The organism is Nonomuraea sp. NPDC048892 (assembly GCF_040649735.1).
Taxonomy (GTDB): domain Bacteria; phylum Actinomycetota; class Actinomycetes; order Streptosporangiales; family Streptosporangiaceae; genus Nonomuraea; species Nonomuraea maheshkhaliensis.
This window is the reverse complement of sequence record NZ_JBEZFZ010000001.1, coordinates 110439-125796: the sequence shown is the minus strand read 5'-3', so window position 1 is coordinate 125796 and position 15358 is coordinate 110439. Positions and strand designations below refer to the sequence as shown.

Here is a 15358-nt window from a genome sequence, read left to right as displayed (position 1 = left end):
ACCACCTTGATCACCCGCAACAACCTCGCTGGCGCCTATCAGTCGGCAGGGGATCTGGTCCGGGCCGTCTCGTTGTATGAGGCCACGCTCGCCGACAGTGAGCGGGTGCTGGGCGGCGACCATTCAACAACGCGTACCGTACGAGGCAACCTCGCAGGGGCGGCCGATCAAATGCTGGGAGACCATGTGAGTCGGGGTGCCGAAGGGCGATGACAGAGGTTGCAGCTGACCTCATGGAGTATCGACAACTTCATCTAACGATCGCTTCTTGAAGCCCCGGCCGAGCGGCCTCCAAGAAGTCCTTGAGCGTCGGTCATGTAGTTCTGATGGCATGTGTGGTACCTCTTCCTGATCGCGTCTTTGGTCGGGGTCAGGGAGAGGATCCGTGATTCATGCGTCCCAGAACGTGGCAGCCCCCGGTGGAGCCGTCCCGGGCCGAGCAGAGCATCCTCAAGGCGATCAAGAAGGCCAAGCTGTTTGTGTTCCTGCGCCTGCACCGGCACGAGCTGTTCGACGAGGCCTTCCAGGACGAACTGGCCGGCCTGTATGAGGATGCGGCCAAGGGGCATCCGCCGGTGCCGCCCGCGCAGCTGGCGCTGGCGTTGATCCTGCCAGGCGTACGCGGGGGTCTCCGATGATGAGGTGATCGAGGCGACGGTGGTGGATCGGCGCTGGCAGCTGGTGCTGGACTGCCTGGATGCCGAGCGGCCGCCGTTCGCCAAGGGCACCCTGGTCGGGTTCCGGCAGCGGCTGATCGAGGCGAACGCCGATCGGCGGCTGATCGAGCGGACCATCGAGATCGCCGGTGTGAGTGGCGGCTTCGGGCCGCGGGCGTTACGCGCCGCGCTGGATTCCTCGCCGTTATGGGGTGCCGGGCGGGTGGAGGACACCTGGAATCTGATGGGACATGCCCTGCGTAAAGCCGTGGGCATGATCGCGCGCCGGCAGGGGCGGGGGCCGGCGGAGAACACGCAGGAGGCCATCGGCCGGGTCGCGGATGCGGCGGGGGCGCCGCAGCTGGCCGCCTCCAGCCTCAAGGCCGCCCTCGACGCCGACTGGGACGATGCGGCCGCCCGCGCCCAAGCCCTGACCACCGTGTTGGACTGCCTGCACGCGGTGCAGGCGTTCCTGGCCGCGCAGCCGGCCGGGCCGGCCGTGGAGCGGGCGGCGGCCTGCGTGGCCGTCGCCGCGCAGGTCCGCGACCAGGACGTCACCTTCGATGAAGGCGGCAGCCCGGCCCTGAATCGGGGGGTGGCCAAGGACCGGCGCATCAGCGTCGAAGATGGTCAGATGCGGCACGGCCGCAAGTCCCGCTCGCTGCTGTTCGACGGCTACAAGCGGCGCGTGCTGACCGACCTGGACAGCGGCCTGGTCGCCGCGGTCGGCCTCACCCCGGCCGACGTGCCCGAAGCCTCGGTCACCGACGCCATCGCCGCCGACCTGACCGAGCTGCACATCGACCGCGCCTACCTGTCCTCCCACCTGGTCCGCCAGCGCGACCCCGGCCTGGAGATCTACTGCAAGGCCTGGCGGGTCCGCGCACCCGGCGACCGGTTCGCCAAGACCGCCTTCACCCTCGACTTCGCCACCGGGCAGCTGACCTGCCCCAACCAGGTGAGCATGCCCTTCCAGCACGGCCGCACCGTGCACTTCCCCGCCGCCACCTGCGCCGCCTGCCCGCTGCGGGAACGCTGCACCACCAGCGCCAAAGGCCGCAGCGTGAGCATCCACCCCGACGAGGCGCTGCTGGCCGAACTCCGTGAACGCCAGCTCACCCCGGCCGGACGCGCCCAGCTCCGCCAGCGCGTCGCGGTCGAACACACCCTGGCCCACATCGGCCGCTGGCAAGACCACCACGCCCGCTACCGCGGCACCCGCAAGAACCTGTTCGACCTACGACGCACCGCGGTCGTCCACAACCTCCACGTCATCGCCCGCCAGCAAGACGGCTCCAGTGTTTCCTACGATGGGAGCATGTCCCGTCTGATGCGTGATGGCCCGGCGTGTTCCTGAAGTCGACGGAACTAAGAGGTAAGCCGTAGCAGTGCGGCGTCGAGGCGTGTCAGCGTTCGATCACGGCCGAGGATCTCCAAGGACTCGAACAGCGGTAGCCCGACGGTCCGCCCCGTGACCGCGACCCGGACCGGGGCCTGCGCCTTGCCCAGCTTCAGCCCGTGATTCTCGCCCACCGCCGTCAGCACGGTCTTCAGTTCATCGGCCTGCCATTCGGCGTCGGCATAGGCAGCACGTACGTCACGCAACAGTTCCGTCGTGCCCGGCTTCATGGCCTTTGACCAGGACGGCTCGTCGAACACTGGCTCGTCCAGGAACAGGAAATCGACATAGTTTGTGATTTCCGACAGCAGCGTGAGGCGTGTCTGCGCCAGCGGAGCCACCTTCGTGAACACTTCAGCGTCGAACGCGTCGGCTCGCCACGGCGCATAGGGCTCGGTCAGCCACCGAGCGCAGGCGTCGATGAACGCCTCTAGTGACAGGGCGCGGATGTACTCGCCGTTGAACGCCGTCAGCTTCTTCACGTCGAAGAACGCCGGCGAGGTGTTCACGTCCTCGATCCGGAAGAGCCGCTCCATCTCCTCGTACGGCATGATCTCCCGATCGTCGCCGGGCCCCCAGCCCAGCAGCATCAGGTAGTTGACCATCGCCTCCGGGAGGAACCCGTCGGCCAGGTAGTCCTCCAGCGCCACCTTGTCGCGCCGCTTGGACAGCTTCTGCCGCTTGTCGTTGACGATGACGGGCAGGTGCGCCCACACCGGAGGCGCCGCTCCCAGGGCTTCCCACAGCAGTTGCTGCTTGGGCGTGTTCGACAGGTGCTCCTCGCCGCGGATCACCTGGGTGATGCCCTCATCCAGGTCATCGACGACGTTGGCCAGCAGGAACACCGGAGACCCGTCACCGCGGGCGATCACGAAGTCCTCGATCGAGGCGTTGGGGAAGATGGGCTTACCGCGGACGAGGTCCTCCACCACCGTCTCGCCCTCGTCCGGCGTACGGAACCGCAGTGCCCGTCCCTCGGAGAACTCCAGCCCTCGCTCACGGCAGAAGCCGTCGTACCCCAGATGCTCGGACCCGGTCCGCTCCTTGAGCTGATCGCGGGTGCAGTCGCAGTAGTACGCCCGCCCGGCCACATACAGCTGAAGCGCCGCTTCCCGGTGCCGCCCAGCGTTGTCGGACTGGAAGTACGGCCCCTCGAACGCCGGATCGGCGGCGCTAATCCCTATGGCCGCCAAGGTGTCGATGATGCCTTGTGTCCACTCGGGTCTGTTACGGGCTGTGTCGGTGTCTTCGATACGAAGCACGAAAGTGCCTCCGGATTGTCGCGCCACGGCCCAGTTATAGAGAGCCGACCGCGCCCCGCCCACATGGAACATCCCAGTGGGAGAAGGCGCAAAACGCACGCGAACCGAAGACCTGGACACGCTGCACAAGCCTACCGGCCAGGCCAGTAGCACTTCAGTGATTCTTGAGGACGGGCTGCTGCTGCGGTCTGTGACGCCGATAGCGGTGGCAACTGCAAGCGGCTGCGCGCGTTGGCAAACCGATCGTCTGTACGGGAGTCCGGCCACCGCCGACGACCGTCGCAGCCGTGTCCGGGACGAAACACTTCGGGCTGTTGCCCGTCGAGGACTTCGCTGAGGGACTGATGGTGAATCAAGCACGGTCCGCTCGGATGCGATCTCGGTGGTGTCTCGCCGCGATCTTCCGGTGATCCGCGAACGGCACAATGTCCTGCATGCTGCCTCGCCTATCGGCGTTTTCAGGTCTGCTCTTATGTACGGTGGCCGCGCTGACGGCGTGCACCGTGGCGCCTGCCTCCTCGCCGTCCGCTACCCCAGGCGTCCAGCAGGCGTCAGAGCCGGCTCCCTCTCCCGCCGAGGTCAGTCTTCCGCCTGGCGTGCACCGGTATCAGGCCACGGAGCTGAGGCCGGGCGATTGCATCGACCCCTTGCCCGAGACGTCCCTGGTGACGGTCGTTCCGTGTGATCGGCCGCATGTGGCGGAGTTCGCCACCACGTATGTCATCCCTGACGGTCCGTTCCCGGGAGCGGGGGACATGCAGCGGCTGGCGGAGTTCGGGTGCACGCCGAGAATGCGGCTGGTGGAGAAGAGGAAGGACGAGGTCATCGTGAGCGGTCTTGTGCCTTCGGAGGCGAACTGGCCTCGGCACAGGACGATCTACTGCCTCGCGATCGCCGCAGACCGAGGATCGTCGCTGGTTGGGCGGGTCATTTTGTAGTACGACATCCGGTGAGAGCCGGACAACGTGCTCAACAGCTCCAATGATCCTCTCGCGGCGACTGCAGACAGGACCGAAGACCAGAGATCGTGGTTTTCGACGGGAGACGTGTGATTGTTGTCCCGGCTCTTGCTTCACCACGCCCAAGCCAGTCGTACGCCTCCGGCCTCGGCCGGTCGGACGGCCAGTCGTCGGCCACTCGCCGGCCGATTGAGAGTGGCCGACCGTGACGGAGGTGCCGTCCCAGGTCGAAGGCGGAGCAGGACGGCCAGTGGGCGCCCCGACTGTACTGGCCTGTCCAGCATTGAGAAGTGGCGGGCTGCCTGCCGCTCTGAATTAATCTAATTAATTCAACGTGCATATTATGAGTGCCGTCCCTGCTCCTTTGTTTTCCGCTTTGTTTTCAAGTGATTCAAGGATGGCTCATTGTCCAGGTTGGCGCGCTATTCCAGTGTCATTTCCTAGCTTCTGGATAATGGTAAAGAAACGCTCGATGTCGTTGATTCGCCCTGCAGTTCGCGATGTAATTGAAGTGAACAAAGGCAGTGCGGCGCAGAAATGGGCGTCGCGGAGATGGGGGAATCATGTCGTACGCGGCTACCGGAAAGAGCGTTCCCGCCAACGTTCCGGGGGAGAGCCTGACGCCCGAGGACATGGCGCGGGTCACGCCGGAGGACTGGGCGGAACTGCGGCGGCTGGCGCGGGGCTACTGCCGTACGGTGGACGCCACGCGATCCCGTAAGCGAATGGACGGGAGCGCCACGATCATCAAGCAGGGTCACGCGCCCTACGGCACCGACGACGTTTCGGATGACGTCACGCAGGATGCGGTGCTGCTCTTCGCGCAGCGGCTCCAGGCCATCTCCGCGTCCTGTCGCAACGCGCCTGAGAGCACGGCGGAGCAGCCCGTGTGGGTCTACGTTCGCCGGGATGGCGGTGAGATGACGATCTCCCGGACGACGCTCCACAGGTGGGCTGTGCGAGACGCTGCCGCGCGTAACGGCTATCGGGTCGACGTGCTGCCCGGCGAGGTCGAGGCCACGCCCAACGCCCAGCTCATGCGGCCCGTGCCGCGAACGGAGAACGTCACCCGGGCGGCTGCGGCGTTCTGCGCCGCCCAGAACAGCGCTGTCGTCTTCCGGCAGGCGTTCGGAGACGGTGAGGACTTCCCGGTCCTCCAGGATGTGATGGAGATCGCGGCAAAGGCCGATGATCTGGGGCGGGCGGGGATCCTCAGCCAGGTGGCCCAGAAGCGGTACGGAGGCGCGTACGGTTCCCGGCGGGCCGTGATTCGAGCACGTGACGCCGCCCGCGCGGAATGGAAGGAACTGGCCGAGCGCATCGATGACGCCAGGAGCGACTTCCAGTACGACGGCTCCCCGGACGAGTAAGCGATGACAAAGAGGGCCTCAGAGAAACTTTGAGGCCCTCTTTTTATGTCGTTATCGGCATGGGATAACTGCGGCGGAAAGTCCTCATCAGAGGTGGACGGCCGGACGGTTGGGATGGGATGGCGGACGTATTTAAGTGAGAGCGAGAATCGCGACTGAGCGGCAGTCGCAACTGGCACCGGAGACACTTTCCGGCGGACGGCTGAGCCGTTCCCGCCACCGTATTCAAGTGAACATATCGCGACGCCGCGCCCGTCCGCCGCTCTTCTCGCCTCGCGGCGCTTAAACAGCGCACGGCAAATACACCTCATCCAGCCCTGGCCGTCGGCCAGGGCTTCATCACGCCTGGAGGTTTCTCATGAGCACCGCACCCGAACGCACCGACGCCATCACGCTCAGGAAGCTCGCCGATGTGGTCGCCCTCGTGCCGTACCTGCTCGGGTTCCATCCCCAGCGGAGTCTCGTGGCGTTGACGATCGAGGACGCCGCAGTACGGGGAACGGTGCGCCTGGACCTGACGCAGGACCCCGCCGAGATCGCGGAGCGTGCCGGACATCTGGTCGATGTGCTGAGCCGTAACCGCAGCCATCGCGCCCTGCTGATCGGTTACGGATCGGGGGCGGAGGTCACCCCCATGGTGGACGCCGCCACAGAAGCGCTTCGCGCGGCCGGGATCGGTATCAGCGAGGCGATCCGCGTCGATGACGGGCGTTACTGGTCCTACGTCTGCACGGACGTCACCTGCTGCCCGCCAGAGGGGACCCCGGTCGATCTCACCAGCAGCGTGCCCGCAGCAACCGCTGTGCTCGCCGGGATGTGCGCGCTCCCGGACAGGGCGGCCCTGGCCGCGACCTTGGACCCGCCTCAGCTGCTCGATCAGGACCGAGTCCGGGACATCACCCGGGAGGTGTGCGCCCAGGCGAAGCAGAGGAGCAAGCAAGGCGTTCGCTGGTTCTGGGACGGGGCGAACCGGGTCGTCGCCGCGCTGGAGCGGGTCCAGGCCGGCGAGGACCTCGACGTGGAGACAGCGATCTGGATCGGCGTGCATCTGACCGCGAAACCCGTACGCGACATGGCCATGACGTACGTCCCGCGATACGGAGCGGAGACCCACGTGCGTCTGTGGACGGAGGTCACGCGCAAGGTTCACCCCACGTTCGCGACCGCTCCGGCAACGCTCTTGGCGTTCGCCGCGATGTGCCGGGGAAACGGGGCGCTGGCGGGGATCGCGCTCGAACGAGCGCTGTCGAGCAGCCCGCACAACACATTGGCACTGCTGCTCAGTGAGGGCCTCATGGCGGGACTGCACCCCTCCCACATGCTCGCTTGCGACTGGAACGGAGTGGCCGACGACCTTGTCGCGCGGATACGCCTCTGCCCGTCGGCCGCCTGGCCGCTGCTTCCCGAGGGCTGGTGATCCACCCGTCGGCGGGCTGAACAGGCCTGCCGCGCTTCGCCATCGACCGCCAACGGTCACTTCCACTGCACAAAGGAGCCCCATGAACGACCGCAACACGTACGACCTCGTGGCGCAGATCGCCAGGCACCTGACCGGGTTCGCCCCACAAAGCCTGAGAGGCGCGCTGTACCTGCTCGGACCCGACGGCGCACGCTTGGCCGTACACCCGCTGATGGGGCGGGCAGAGTGGATCGTGGTGACGGGACTCTACCCCGCCGACTCTTCCGACCTGCGGCGTCACTCGGTCATCGCAAAGACCACACGAGGTCCACGGCACATCGCGAAGAAGATCGCCCGTCGGCTGCTGCCGAAGTACACGCGTGACCTCAGGCAGTTGCAGGCCAAGTTCGCCGGGCGTGACGAGCGGGCCGACCTGGTGGCGACTCTGTCGGCCTTCCTGCCCGACGACACCATCGCCGCCACCGAACAGCAGACCGTCATCCGGTGGCAACTCGGCTCCATGAGCGGCTTCTTCAAGGTCCGCGACCACGCCACCAGGATCGAGATCGACAACGCCGACCGCGAACTCGCCGAACGAGTCGCCTACGCGATCAATCAGCGCTCCACCTGAGCGCAAGCCCCGACCCACCGACAGGCACCGGTTTCGACCGGTGCCTGTCGTCTTTCACCAGTGCAGAGAGGAAACCCGTCATGTCCCGTGAGTCCCTGGAGTGGCTGAACACGAACACGCTGATCGGTCACACCGACAAGCGCGGAACCGCCTGGCACCACCGGGCCAGCATGCAAGGGGAGGAACCCAACCACTACCCGGGCCCGATCCCCGTGGAGGACGTCAAGCGACGCCTGTTCGGCTGGCAGGCGCTGTCCAGCCCGGTGTACGTGGAGGACCCACGCGGAGGGCTCGCCCAGGTCCCCGACCGGCAGGCGTTTCTGCGCAGCGACAACGGCCACGTCATGGGCATCTTCTCCGACGGCTACGAACCGCACCCGTACCGGGAATGGCTGGTCGGCAACATATCCCGCCTCCTGGACGCCGACCTGTCGATCGGCTCGGCCGGGCTGCTGAAGGGCGGCGCGGTCGCCTGGGTGTCGGTCGAGGTTCCCGACAACATCCGTACTCCGGAAGGAGTTGAGTTCCGTCCGCATCTGTTCGCGGCCACCTCCTTCGACGGCTCCCTGGCCACCACCTTCAAACGCGCCATCACGAACATCGTGTGCGACAACACGATGGCTGCCGGACTCGCCGAACGCGGGCAGCAGGTCAAGATCAAGCACTCGCGGCACTCCAAACTCCGGCTGACCGAGGCGCGCGAGGCGCTGAACATCGTCTACACGCTGGCCGACGCCTTCTCACAGGCCGTCGGAGAGCTCTGCCGGATCCCGGTGAGCCGGAGCCGGTGGAACGAGTTCCTGGACCTCCACGTCCCGATGCCTCCGCACCCGGGCCGCAGCCGCACCATGGCCGAGAACAAGCGCGACGCCCTGGCCAGGCTGTGGACTCACGACCTTCGCGTGTCGCCCTGGCAAGGAACGGCGTGGGGCGTGGTCCAGGCTGTCAACACCTACACCCATCACGAGCAGGCCGTACGTGGAGCCGACCGGGCCGAGCGCAACATGCTCCGTGCGGTTACCGGCGGAGTCGACGACCTCGATCGCGACACCCTGCGCACCCTGTCCGTCGTCCTGGATCGTTCGCTCACTGTCGCTGTCTGAGCTTCCGCTCATGACGTCCAAGGCTCCCGGCCTGGCCGGGAGCCGACCGGAAGGAGAGGTCATGTTGTGGACCCACGCTCGTTCGGGGCGTCCCTGGTCAACTGCCGCCCGTCCGGTGCGGTGGATCAGGCGGGGCTCCCGGAAGAAACGGCTCAGAGGCACGGAACAGTGCACCCCTCGCAACCGGAGGTCCTGGAACGGCGTCGGTGGCCGATGCCGTCAGGCCCCGGCGCGAGCTGTCCCGGCACCTACACCCGACCAGGGGAGATGAGCATGGTGGTCGGAGAGTTGACCGTCGTCAGTGGCGGGCGCGGGAGTGATCACGTGCATGGAGTGTTTCCGGAACGCCCCTACGACCTACGGCGGTGACGAGCGGCGCGATGGAAGGGTCAGGGTCGCTTGGATGACACGTCATCGGACGGCTTCCGCGCGTTCTGGACCCGTGCCTGGCCGTTTCTGAAACCCTGGCCTGGTGCTGTGGAGCACGCTGCGGGCGAGGTGGGTCGGAGGCGACATGAACGAAGCGACCGCGCATCTGCTGTTCGATGCGGTGGAACGCTTGGAGGAGAACATCGTGGCTCGGGAGTGCCCTGCCATGGTCGCCTTGGACGGCGGGGACAGGATCCTGCTGAGCGATTACGACTACCTGCGCGACGCGGAGACGGCGAAGGCGTTCGAGAGCCGGGCAGCGGAGAAGGCCCTGGAGCTCGACGCCGTCCGGTGGGTGCTGGCCGTGCCGCAAGTGTGGCTGTTCAAACCGCCCAGCACGATCGCGGTCCGGGCCGTCTCCAACCATCCGCTGCGCGAGGGGGAGCAGGAGGCCATCACCTGGATGAGTTTCGACCGCGAGGACGGCGTCGACTACGGACGGGTCGCCTACACGCGCCGGCCGAACGGGGAGCCCGTGTTCGAAGACCCGGAGATCTTCGACGTCGGCGTACGTCCGGCGGAGAGCATGCCCGGCTTCGTGCTGCTGCAGCGGTATCTGGCCGAAGAGTGAGGGCCGGTTCTGAGTAACCGGCCCTCGACCGACTTCACATCCGTGAACAAAGGCAGATCGAGGTCAGTCGCCGCGAGCCTATCGCCTGCCTGCCGGGTGCGACGCATCCGCTACGGCGGGGCGGACAGCTCCGATGAACTCTCGTTCGCGGTAAGGATCGCCCGCCCAGGTGTCCACGCGTACGGTGCTGCCGGTGGAGGGGGCGTGCACCATTCGGGTGGCGTCGACCGCGATGCCCACATGGTGAATCGTCGCCGGTCGAGCCGGATCGAGGGCGAAGAAGACCAGATCTCCCGCGCGGATCTGACTTCTGGGGACGTGCACGCCCACGTTCCACTGCGAAGAGGTGTGCCCGCCGACCCGGGCCCCGGCCTTCGCCCAGGCGTATTCGGCCAGGCCCGAGCAGTCGAATCCACGGATGTGGGCGCCGTGCTCGATGCCGAGGCTGGGGCCGTCGGGACCGCCACCGCCCCAGGAGTACGGGACGCCACGCATGAGCAGCGCGGCCTGCGCAGCGACCAGGCCGCGCTCCGGTCCAGCCAGTCCCCTAACAGGACGCAGGTCCGAGCCGCACGGGCTCGTGGTACGTCCACCTCGGCTGCTGCCGTCGCACATCGTGGTGGCCGTGAGGTGGGCGCCCCCTACGAGTCCGGCCAGGAGGACGACGCCGCCCATCAGGCCGGCGGCCACGGCGAGGACCGGCGCGAGGCCGGTTTCTACGATCAACAGCGAGCCCCGGATGGGGGCCAGTGCGCGGTGAGCTCACCCAGGCGCAGCCGCTGGTTCCGGCGATCGTAGGGTAGCCAGACGGCATCTTGCGGGTCGGCGCCGGTGACGGCTGTGGCGCACGGCACCGCGGTCTGGGCCGCGCGCAGCTGGAGACGGTCCTGCAGGGTGCTCTCCCTGCGGCGCGAACTCGTCAGGAACAGGACGGGCGTGGTGATGCCGGTGGCCCTGGTGAGCGCGTCGTAACCGTCCAGTTTGGCGACGACTCTGCCGATGGTCTCGGTGCCGGTGTCGTATTCGAGGAAGAAATCCACAGTCCGGCCGTTTTCAGTCCAGCGGCCGTAGGCATCGGGGCGGACGTGCGTACCCCATTGGGCGGCGCAGCGCCTCTCCGACCACCAGGTGTGCAGGTGGCATCCATCGGTACGGCGGGCGGCGCCGTACAACTGGGCGAACACGTCGTTGGTGCCGACGGTGTGGGCGAGCCGCTGGCTGTAGGCGATAGACAGGACGCGTTCACGGCGGTAGCCGAACTCGGACAACTCGATACCATCCTCGATGGCCAGCACGACGGCGCCGATTTCTCCGAGCACGTAGTGCCACGGGGCGGAGCCCACCGGTGGTTTGGGGCGGAAGCGGTTCAGCACGCCGAGGTGATGCAGCTTGACCAGGCGGTGGCGCGCGGTGGTCGGGTCGTTGAAGGCGATGCGGGCGATCTGGTGGCTGGTCAGGACCTTGTGGTCCCAGACGAGGCGGAGCAGGTGCCGGTCGCGAGTGGTGAGCTGGGTGGCGAGCGTGGACATGACGGCGGGCGTGTAGTGCTCGTTCATGCGTGTGGTTCTCCTTCGGTGCCGGGCCGCTGCCGCGGGTCGTCCCGCGGCAGGACTTCGGGACGGGCCGGGGCACGGCCGTGAGCTCGGGCAGCGGCGGACCGGATGCGCTGGGCGAGCTCGGGGTCCGGATTCGGAAGCGGGTGGGTCCGTAGGGTGAAGGGCGGGGTTTCGCCGGCCCGGACGATGAGGCGCGCGGCGGCTTGGTAGGCACCGAGGTTGGCCAGGTCGTGGCGGGTGAGGTACGGGCTGAAGTGGTGCTCGGTGTCGCGGGCGTCTTCGGGTGAGAGCGTGAAGTAGATCTTGTTCCGGGCGTCCGAGCTGATGGCCTGGGTGAGGTCGCGCGGAAGCTGGGCCAGGTGCTGGTGGGCCAGGACGATCGAGACGCCATAGGCGCGGGCTTCGGCGAGCATGTCCGACAGGGCACGGGGGAGATTGAGGAAGTTCTGGGTCTCATCCACGTACAGGGCTGAAGGTGCGCGGCTGCGGCCGAGGCGGGCGCGGTGGGAGGCGGCCTGCCATACCTGGGCGAGGAGCAGGGAGCCGAGCAGCCGTACGGTGTCGTCGCCGAGTACGCCCTTGGGCAGGCGGGCGAGCAGGATCTTGCCGTCCAGGACATCGCCGACGTCGAACGTGGACTGCGCGGAGCCCAGGATGTCGCGGACGAACGGACGAAGCAGGAACGCCCGGAGCTTGTTCATGATGGGCGCGGTGACGTGGGATTGGGCCTGCTCCGACAGACGTTCGTACCAGGTCCAGAACCCCGCCAGAAACGGGTCGTCCAGGTGCCCGGTGAGGTGGTGGCGGTATGCGGGGTCGGTCAGCAGGGCGGGGATGTCGGCGAGCGTGCCGCCGCGGCGGGACAGGGTCAGAGCGCAGCCCCGGAGGATGTCGTCGCTGCGCGGACCCCATGAGTCGGAGTAGATCTTGTGGAAGATGCCGACCAGGTTGTCCACCAGGGTGTCCTGGTTCGGGCCGCTCAGCACGTTGAGCGCCGGTCGCGAATGGGGATCGTCGGGATCGATGAGCGCGATGCGCTCACCTGCGGCCTCGGGGATGAGGCCGAGCAGGTCGGCGACCAGGTCGCCCTTCGCGTCGATGACGGCGACCCCGCGTCCGTCCTCGATGTCGGAACGGATCATCTGGGCGAGCAGGGTGCTCTTGCCGGTGCCGTTCGGGCCGAGGATGTGCACGTGATGGCAGGAGTCGGGGACGCGGAGCGCGACGGGCCGCTGGTGGCCGGCGTCCGCGGTACCGAGCACCTTGCCGTGCTGCGCGACCTGCGGTGTGGGCGCGACCGTGTTCGCTCCCGCCCGTCGCACGCCCGGGACGGCGGGATCGGTCGGCAGGTGCGCGAGCGCGGCGAGTTCGGGAACCGACAGCAGGAAGCCGCGCCCCAGACGACGGGATGCCAGCCCATGGGCCGGTCGGAGCAGCCGGCGCCGTTCCAGCCGGTTATGCCCCGAGTACAGGGCGAACGCGGCGGCAACCGCGTGCGCCCGACCTCGGATGGCCCGGCGGCGCAGCTTGGCCACCCCACCGTCGTCTCCTTGAACGGCGTAGCGGATGGCCACCTCGAAGCGGGGCTGGAGGGCTTTGTCCCGCACGGCGCGGGCCTCGGCGTAGCGCTCCAGCCGTAGGGCGTGATCCGGCTCCCGGTGCTGGCGGGAAGAGCCGGGGACGGCGAGATCGAGGATGGCGCGCAGCACTGCGACCGGGATGGGTGGGCGGGAGAGGCGGCGGCCGGTGGCGGGACGGGCGAGGATCTGTACCGCGGCGTGCTGCCAGGCCGGCATGCCCACCCCCGCGCCGAGCAGGGCGCGAAGAGGGTCCTGGTCGTGGTCGCTGCGGATCGGCAGCCGCTCCTCGCGGGCGATCACGAACTGCCCGCCGGTGGCACGCCCGCTCAGCGGCACCGGCGGGGCCGCCTCCACAACGGTGGTACGAGCTGACGGCCAGGCGGCTTCGACGGCGTGATCAACCAGGTGCTGCGGGACGGTGCCGGGCACCCACATGAGGATGCGCACGCCGCCCGCACCGAAGTGGTACTCGAAGGTCAAATGAGGCTGACCGAACAGGACCCGCTTCCACGCTGGGCGCAGCAGTCCGAGCAGGTTGCCCCACAGCGCCTCGGCACCGTGGAGATCCGCGACCGGCGGGGCCAGGATCTCCAGGCACCGTGCGCCCTTGGCCGTGGCGTTGTGGCGCAGACGTGTGAGCAGAAACCGGCTCAGGCTCACGGCGAGGACGCCGGGCGGGACTGCGACGGCGACCTTCCAGCCATCCCTGTGCAGCCATTTCAGTACGAAGGCCAGCAGGACGTCCGGGTCATGGAAGAGATGGTCGAGAAGCGTCACAGCTCCTCCTCGTACTGGGCGAGTTCTTGCGGGGAGGAGGTGACGAGGCGGTGTTCGCTGTCGCTGGCCAGGACGTGGAAGGCCACTCGGGATGTGCCGGAGTCCGCGGCCAGCAGGCCCGTGCCGCGCTCGGCCGACAGGAGGAGTTGGCGTTCGCCTTCTGACAGGTTGAAGGCGTCCGTGACCGCGTCGATGGCCTGGGGCGCCTGGCGGAGCAGGATCTGCGTGGCGGAGTTGGCGATGATCGCCTGCCCGACCTCGGAGCCGAGCAGGTCGGCGGCGTCCTGGGTGACCACGGACAGCCCGGCCCAGTGCTTACGGGCCGCTTTGGCCATCCGGAGCAGGAACCTGGCCCCTTCCGGGTCCTTCATGAGCAGCCAGGCTTCATCGACCACCACCAGCCGGGGACGGCGCAGGTCAGGGTCGGACACCCGCCGCCAGACGGCATCGAGGGTGAGCAGCGTGCCGACGGCCTTCAGCTCGTCGGGCACGTCTCGCAAGGAGAACACGATTAGGTGGGAGTCGGGCCGGGTGGTGGTAGGCCCGTCGAAGAGCCGGCGATGGCTGCCCGTCACGTACGGGGCGAGTCCGGCCGCTATGTCGGCGCCGTCATCGGTAAGCGCGGTTACCAGATCGCGCAGCAACGGCGCAGGCCGATCCCAGGTGTCCGGGTCGAAGGTTATTCCGGCCTGCTTGTACGTGGCGAGGATGGCCCGATCCAGTGCGGCCTTGTCCGCCTTGTCCGCCTTGTCCAGCGGTTCGCCGAGCATGACCGCGATCAGCGTGTGCAGGAACAGCACTCGGCGGGTCAGCGCGTCCCGTCCGTCGGCGGGTAGGTCGAAGGGATTGAGCCGGACGTCCGGTGCGCCGAGGTGGAGATAGGCGCCGTCGACGGCTTCGCACATCCGGGCGTACTCGTCTTCGGGGTCGATGACCGCGACCTCGACCCCGGTGTAGAGCGAGCGCAGCGCCTCCAGCTTGGCCAGGTACGACTTGCCGGCTCCGCTGCTGGCGATGATGGCCGAGTTGTGGTTGGGCTGCGCGAACCGATCCCAGGTCACCAGGGATGCGCTGGCCGCGTTCGCCCCGTACAGCACGGCGGTCGGCCCTGTCGCGGCGGTCAGGTCCGGGCTGGTGAAAGGGAACGCGGCGGCCAGGGCCGGGGTGTCGAACGTGCGAGTGGCCTGCAGGTTGTCGAAGGCGACCGGCAACGAGGACACCCAGCCCTGCAGCTGGCGGAACGTGGCCTGGCGAGCGTCCAGGAGCAGAGAGGCGGCCAGCGCGCGGACCTGGGCGCAGGAGGCGTCCAGTTCGTCGCGGGTGGTCGCGTGGACGGTCAGATAGATCGAGACGCGGAACAGGCGGGCTTGGCCGCGTGCGATCCGGGACGCGAGCTCCTGGGCGTCCTCGGCCGCTACCTCGGTGCTCGGATCGAGGAGCCGCCCGTGCTGCTGGTCGCTGCGTAGCCCGGACTCCAGCCGGGCCAGCTGCTTGCGCAGCCGATCCGCGGCCACGAGGGACGGGATCGGGTCCACGTGGAGTGACACGTCCAGGCGGCCGGGATAAGTGAGCAGCGGCTCCAGCCACCCCGGGGTAACCTCTCTCGGATACCCGCTGATGGCCAGCGTCGTACACAGTCCATCACCGACTCGAAGATGAGAGGGCC

At 67.9% G+C, this 15358-nt stretch carries 11 protein-coding genes and 1 pseudogene; 7 read left to right on the top strand and 5 right to left on the bottom strand.

The window, feature by feature from the left end:
• Both AB0C28_RS00610 and AB0C28_RS00605 read left to right on the top strand, forming a co-directional pair.
• Window positions 1–213 (top strand): tetratricopeptide repeat protein (locus AB0C28_RS00610; protein ID WP_358072433.1); only part of this gene is annotated, 213 nt, incomplete at its 5' end.
• A gap of 179 nt (window positions 214–392) precedes the next feature.
• A pseudogene (locus AB0C28_RS00605) lies at window positions 393–2013 on the top strand (IS1182 family transposase).
• A gap of 11 nt (window positions 2014–2024) precedes the next feature.
• Here AB0C28_RS00605 and gltX read toward each other — a convergent pair.
• On the bottom strand, window positions 2025–3437 hold the full coding sequence (gene gltX, locus AB0C28_RS00600; protein ID WP_358072431.1) for a glutamate--tRNA ligase: 1413 nt from the start codon (window positions 3435–3437) through the stop codon (window positions 2025–2027).
• 1402 nt (window positions 3438–4839) lie between these two features.
• On the opposite strand from gltX, the gene AB0C28_RS00595 reads away from it, so the two are divergent.
• The 5 genes from AB0C28_RS00595 (at window position 4840) to AB0C28_RS00575 (ending at window position 9779) form a co-directional block, all read left to right on the top strand.
• Window positions 4840–5646, top strand: a complete 807-nt coding sequence (locus AB0C28_RS00595) for a hypothetical protein (RefSeq protein WP_358072429.1) — start codon at window positions 4840–4842, stop codon at window positions 5644–5646.
• Window positions 5647–6004: 358 nt separating this feature from the next.
• Window positions 6005–7063 carry a DUF4192 domain-containing protein gene (locus AB0C28_RS00590; RefSeq protein ID WP_358072427.1) on the top strand — a complete coding sequence of 353 codons (1059 nt, stop codon included), beginning with the start codon at window positions 6005–6007 and terminating at the stop codon, window positions 7061–7063.
• An 82-nt stretch (window positions 7064–7145) separates the two neighbouring features.
• On the top strand, window positions 7146–7676 hold the full coding sequence (locus AB0C28_RS00585) for a hypothetical protein (protein ID WP_358072425.1): 531 nt from the start codon (window positions 7146–7148) through the stop codon (window positions 7674–7676).
• 80 nt (window positions 7677–7756) lie between these two features.
• Window positions 7757–8779: a DUF932 domain-containing protein gene (locus tag AB0C28_RS00580; protein WP_358072423.1), complete on the top strand. Its 1023-nt coding sequence runs from the start codon at window positions 7757–7759 to the stop codon at window positions 8777–8779.
• Between the two features lie 514 nt (window positions 8780–9293).
• Window positions 9294–9779 (top strand): hypothetical protein, encoded by a 486-nt coding sequence (locus AB0C28_RS00575; protein ID WP_358072421.1) that lies wholly within the window; start codon window positions 9294–9296, stop codon window positions 9777–9779.
• Window positions 9780–9857: 78 nt separating this feature from the next.
• On the opposite strand, the gene AB0C28_RS00570 is transcribed toward AB0C28_RS00575, so the two are convergent.
• The 4 genes from AB0C28_RS00570 to AB0C28_RS00555 are packed head-to-tail and all read right to left on the bottom strand — an operon-like array spanning window position 9858 to window position 15239.
• Window positions 9858–10505 (bottom strand): NlpC/P60 family protein, encoded by a 648-nt coding sequence (locus tag AB0C28_RS00570; protein WP_358072419.1) that lies wholly within the window; start codon window positions 10503–10505, stop codon window positions 9858–9860.
• Entirely contained in the window at window positions 10502–11335 is an 834-nt protein-coding gene (locus tag AB0C28_RS00565) for a replication-relaxation family protein (RefSeq protein WP_358072417.1), read from the bottom strand. The genes AB0C28_RS00570 and AB0C28_RS00565 overlap by 4 nt, the downstream gene beginning before the upstream one ends.
• Entirely contained in the window at window positions 11332–13692 is a 2361-nt protein-coding gene (locus AB0C28_RS00560) for a type IV secretion system DNA-binding domain-containing protein (RefSeq protein WP_358072415.1), read from the bottom strand. Before AB0C28_RS00560 ends, AB0C28_RS00565 begins: the two co-directional genes overlap by 4 nt.
• Complete coding sequence (locus AB0C28_RS00555) at window positions 13689–15239, bottom strand: DUF87 domain-containing protein (RefSeq protein ID WP_358072413.1); 1551 nt, start codon at window positions 15237–15239, stop codon at window positions 13689–13691. The genes AB0C28_RS00560 and AB0C28_RS00555 overlap by 4 nt, the downstream gene beginning before the upstream one ends.
• Between the last annotated feature and the right edge of the window lie 119 nt (window positions 15240–15358).

Coding starts and splice junctions, on each gene's coding strand:
- AB0C28_RS00580 (WP_358072423.1), top strand. CDS start 7,757: ATGTCCCGTGAGTCCCTGGAGTGGCTGAACACGAACACGCTGATCGGT.
- AB0C28_RS00575 (WP_358072421.1), top strand. CDS start 9,294: ATGAACGAAGCGACCGCGCATCTGCTGTTCGATGCGGTGGAACGCTTG.
- AB0C28_RS00595 (WP_358072429.1), top strand. CDS start 4,840: ATGTCGTACGCGGCTACCGGAAAGAGCGTTCCCGCCAACGTTCCGGGG.
- AB0C28_RS00585 (WP_358072425.1), top strand. CDS start 7,146: ATGAACGACCGCAACACGTACGACCTCGTGGCGCAGATCGCCAGGCAC.
- AB0C28_RS00565 (WP_358072417.1), bottom strand. CDS start 11,335: ATGAACGAGCACTACACGCCCGCCGTCATGTCCACGCTCGCCACCCAG.
- AB0C28_RS00590 (WP_358072427.1), top strand. CDS start 6,005: ATGAGCACCGCACCCGAACGCACCGACGCCATCACGCTCAGGAAGCTC.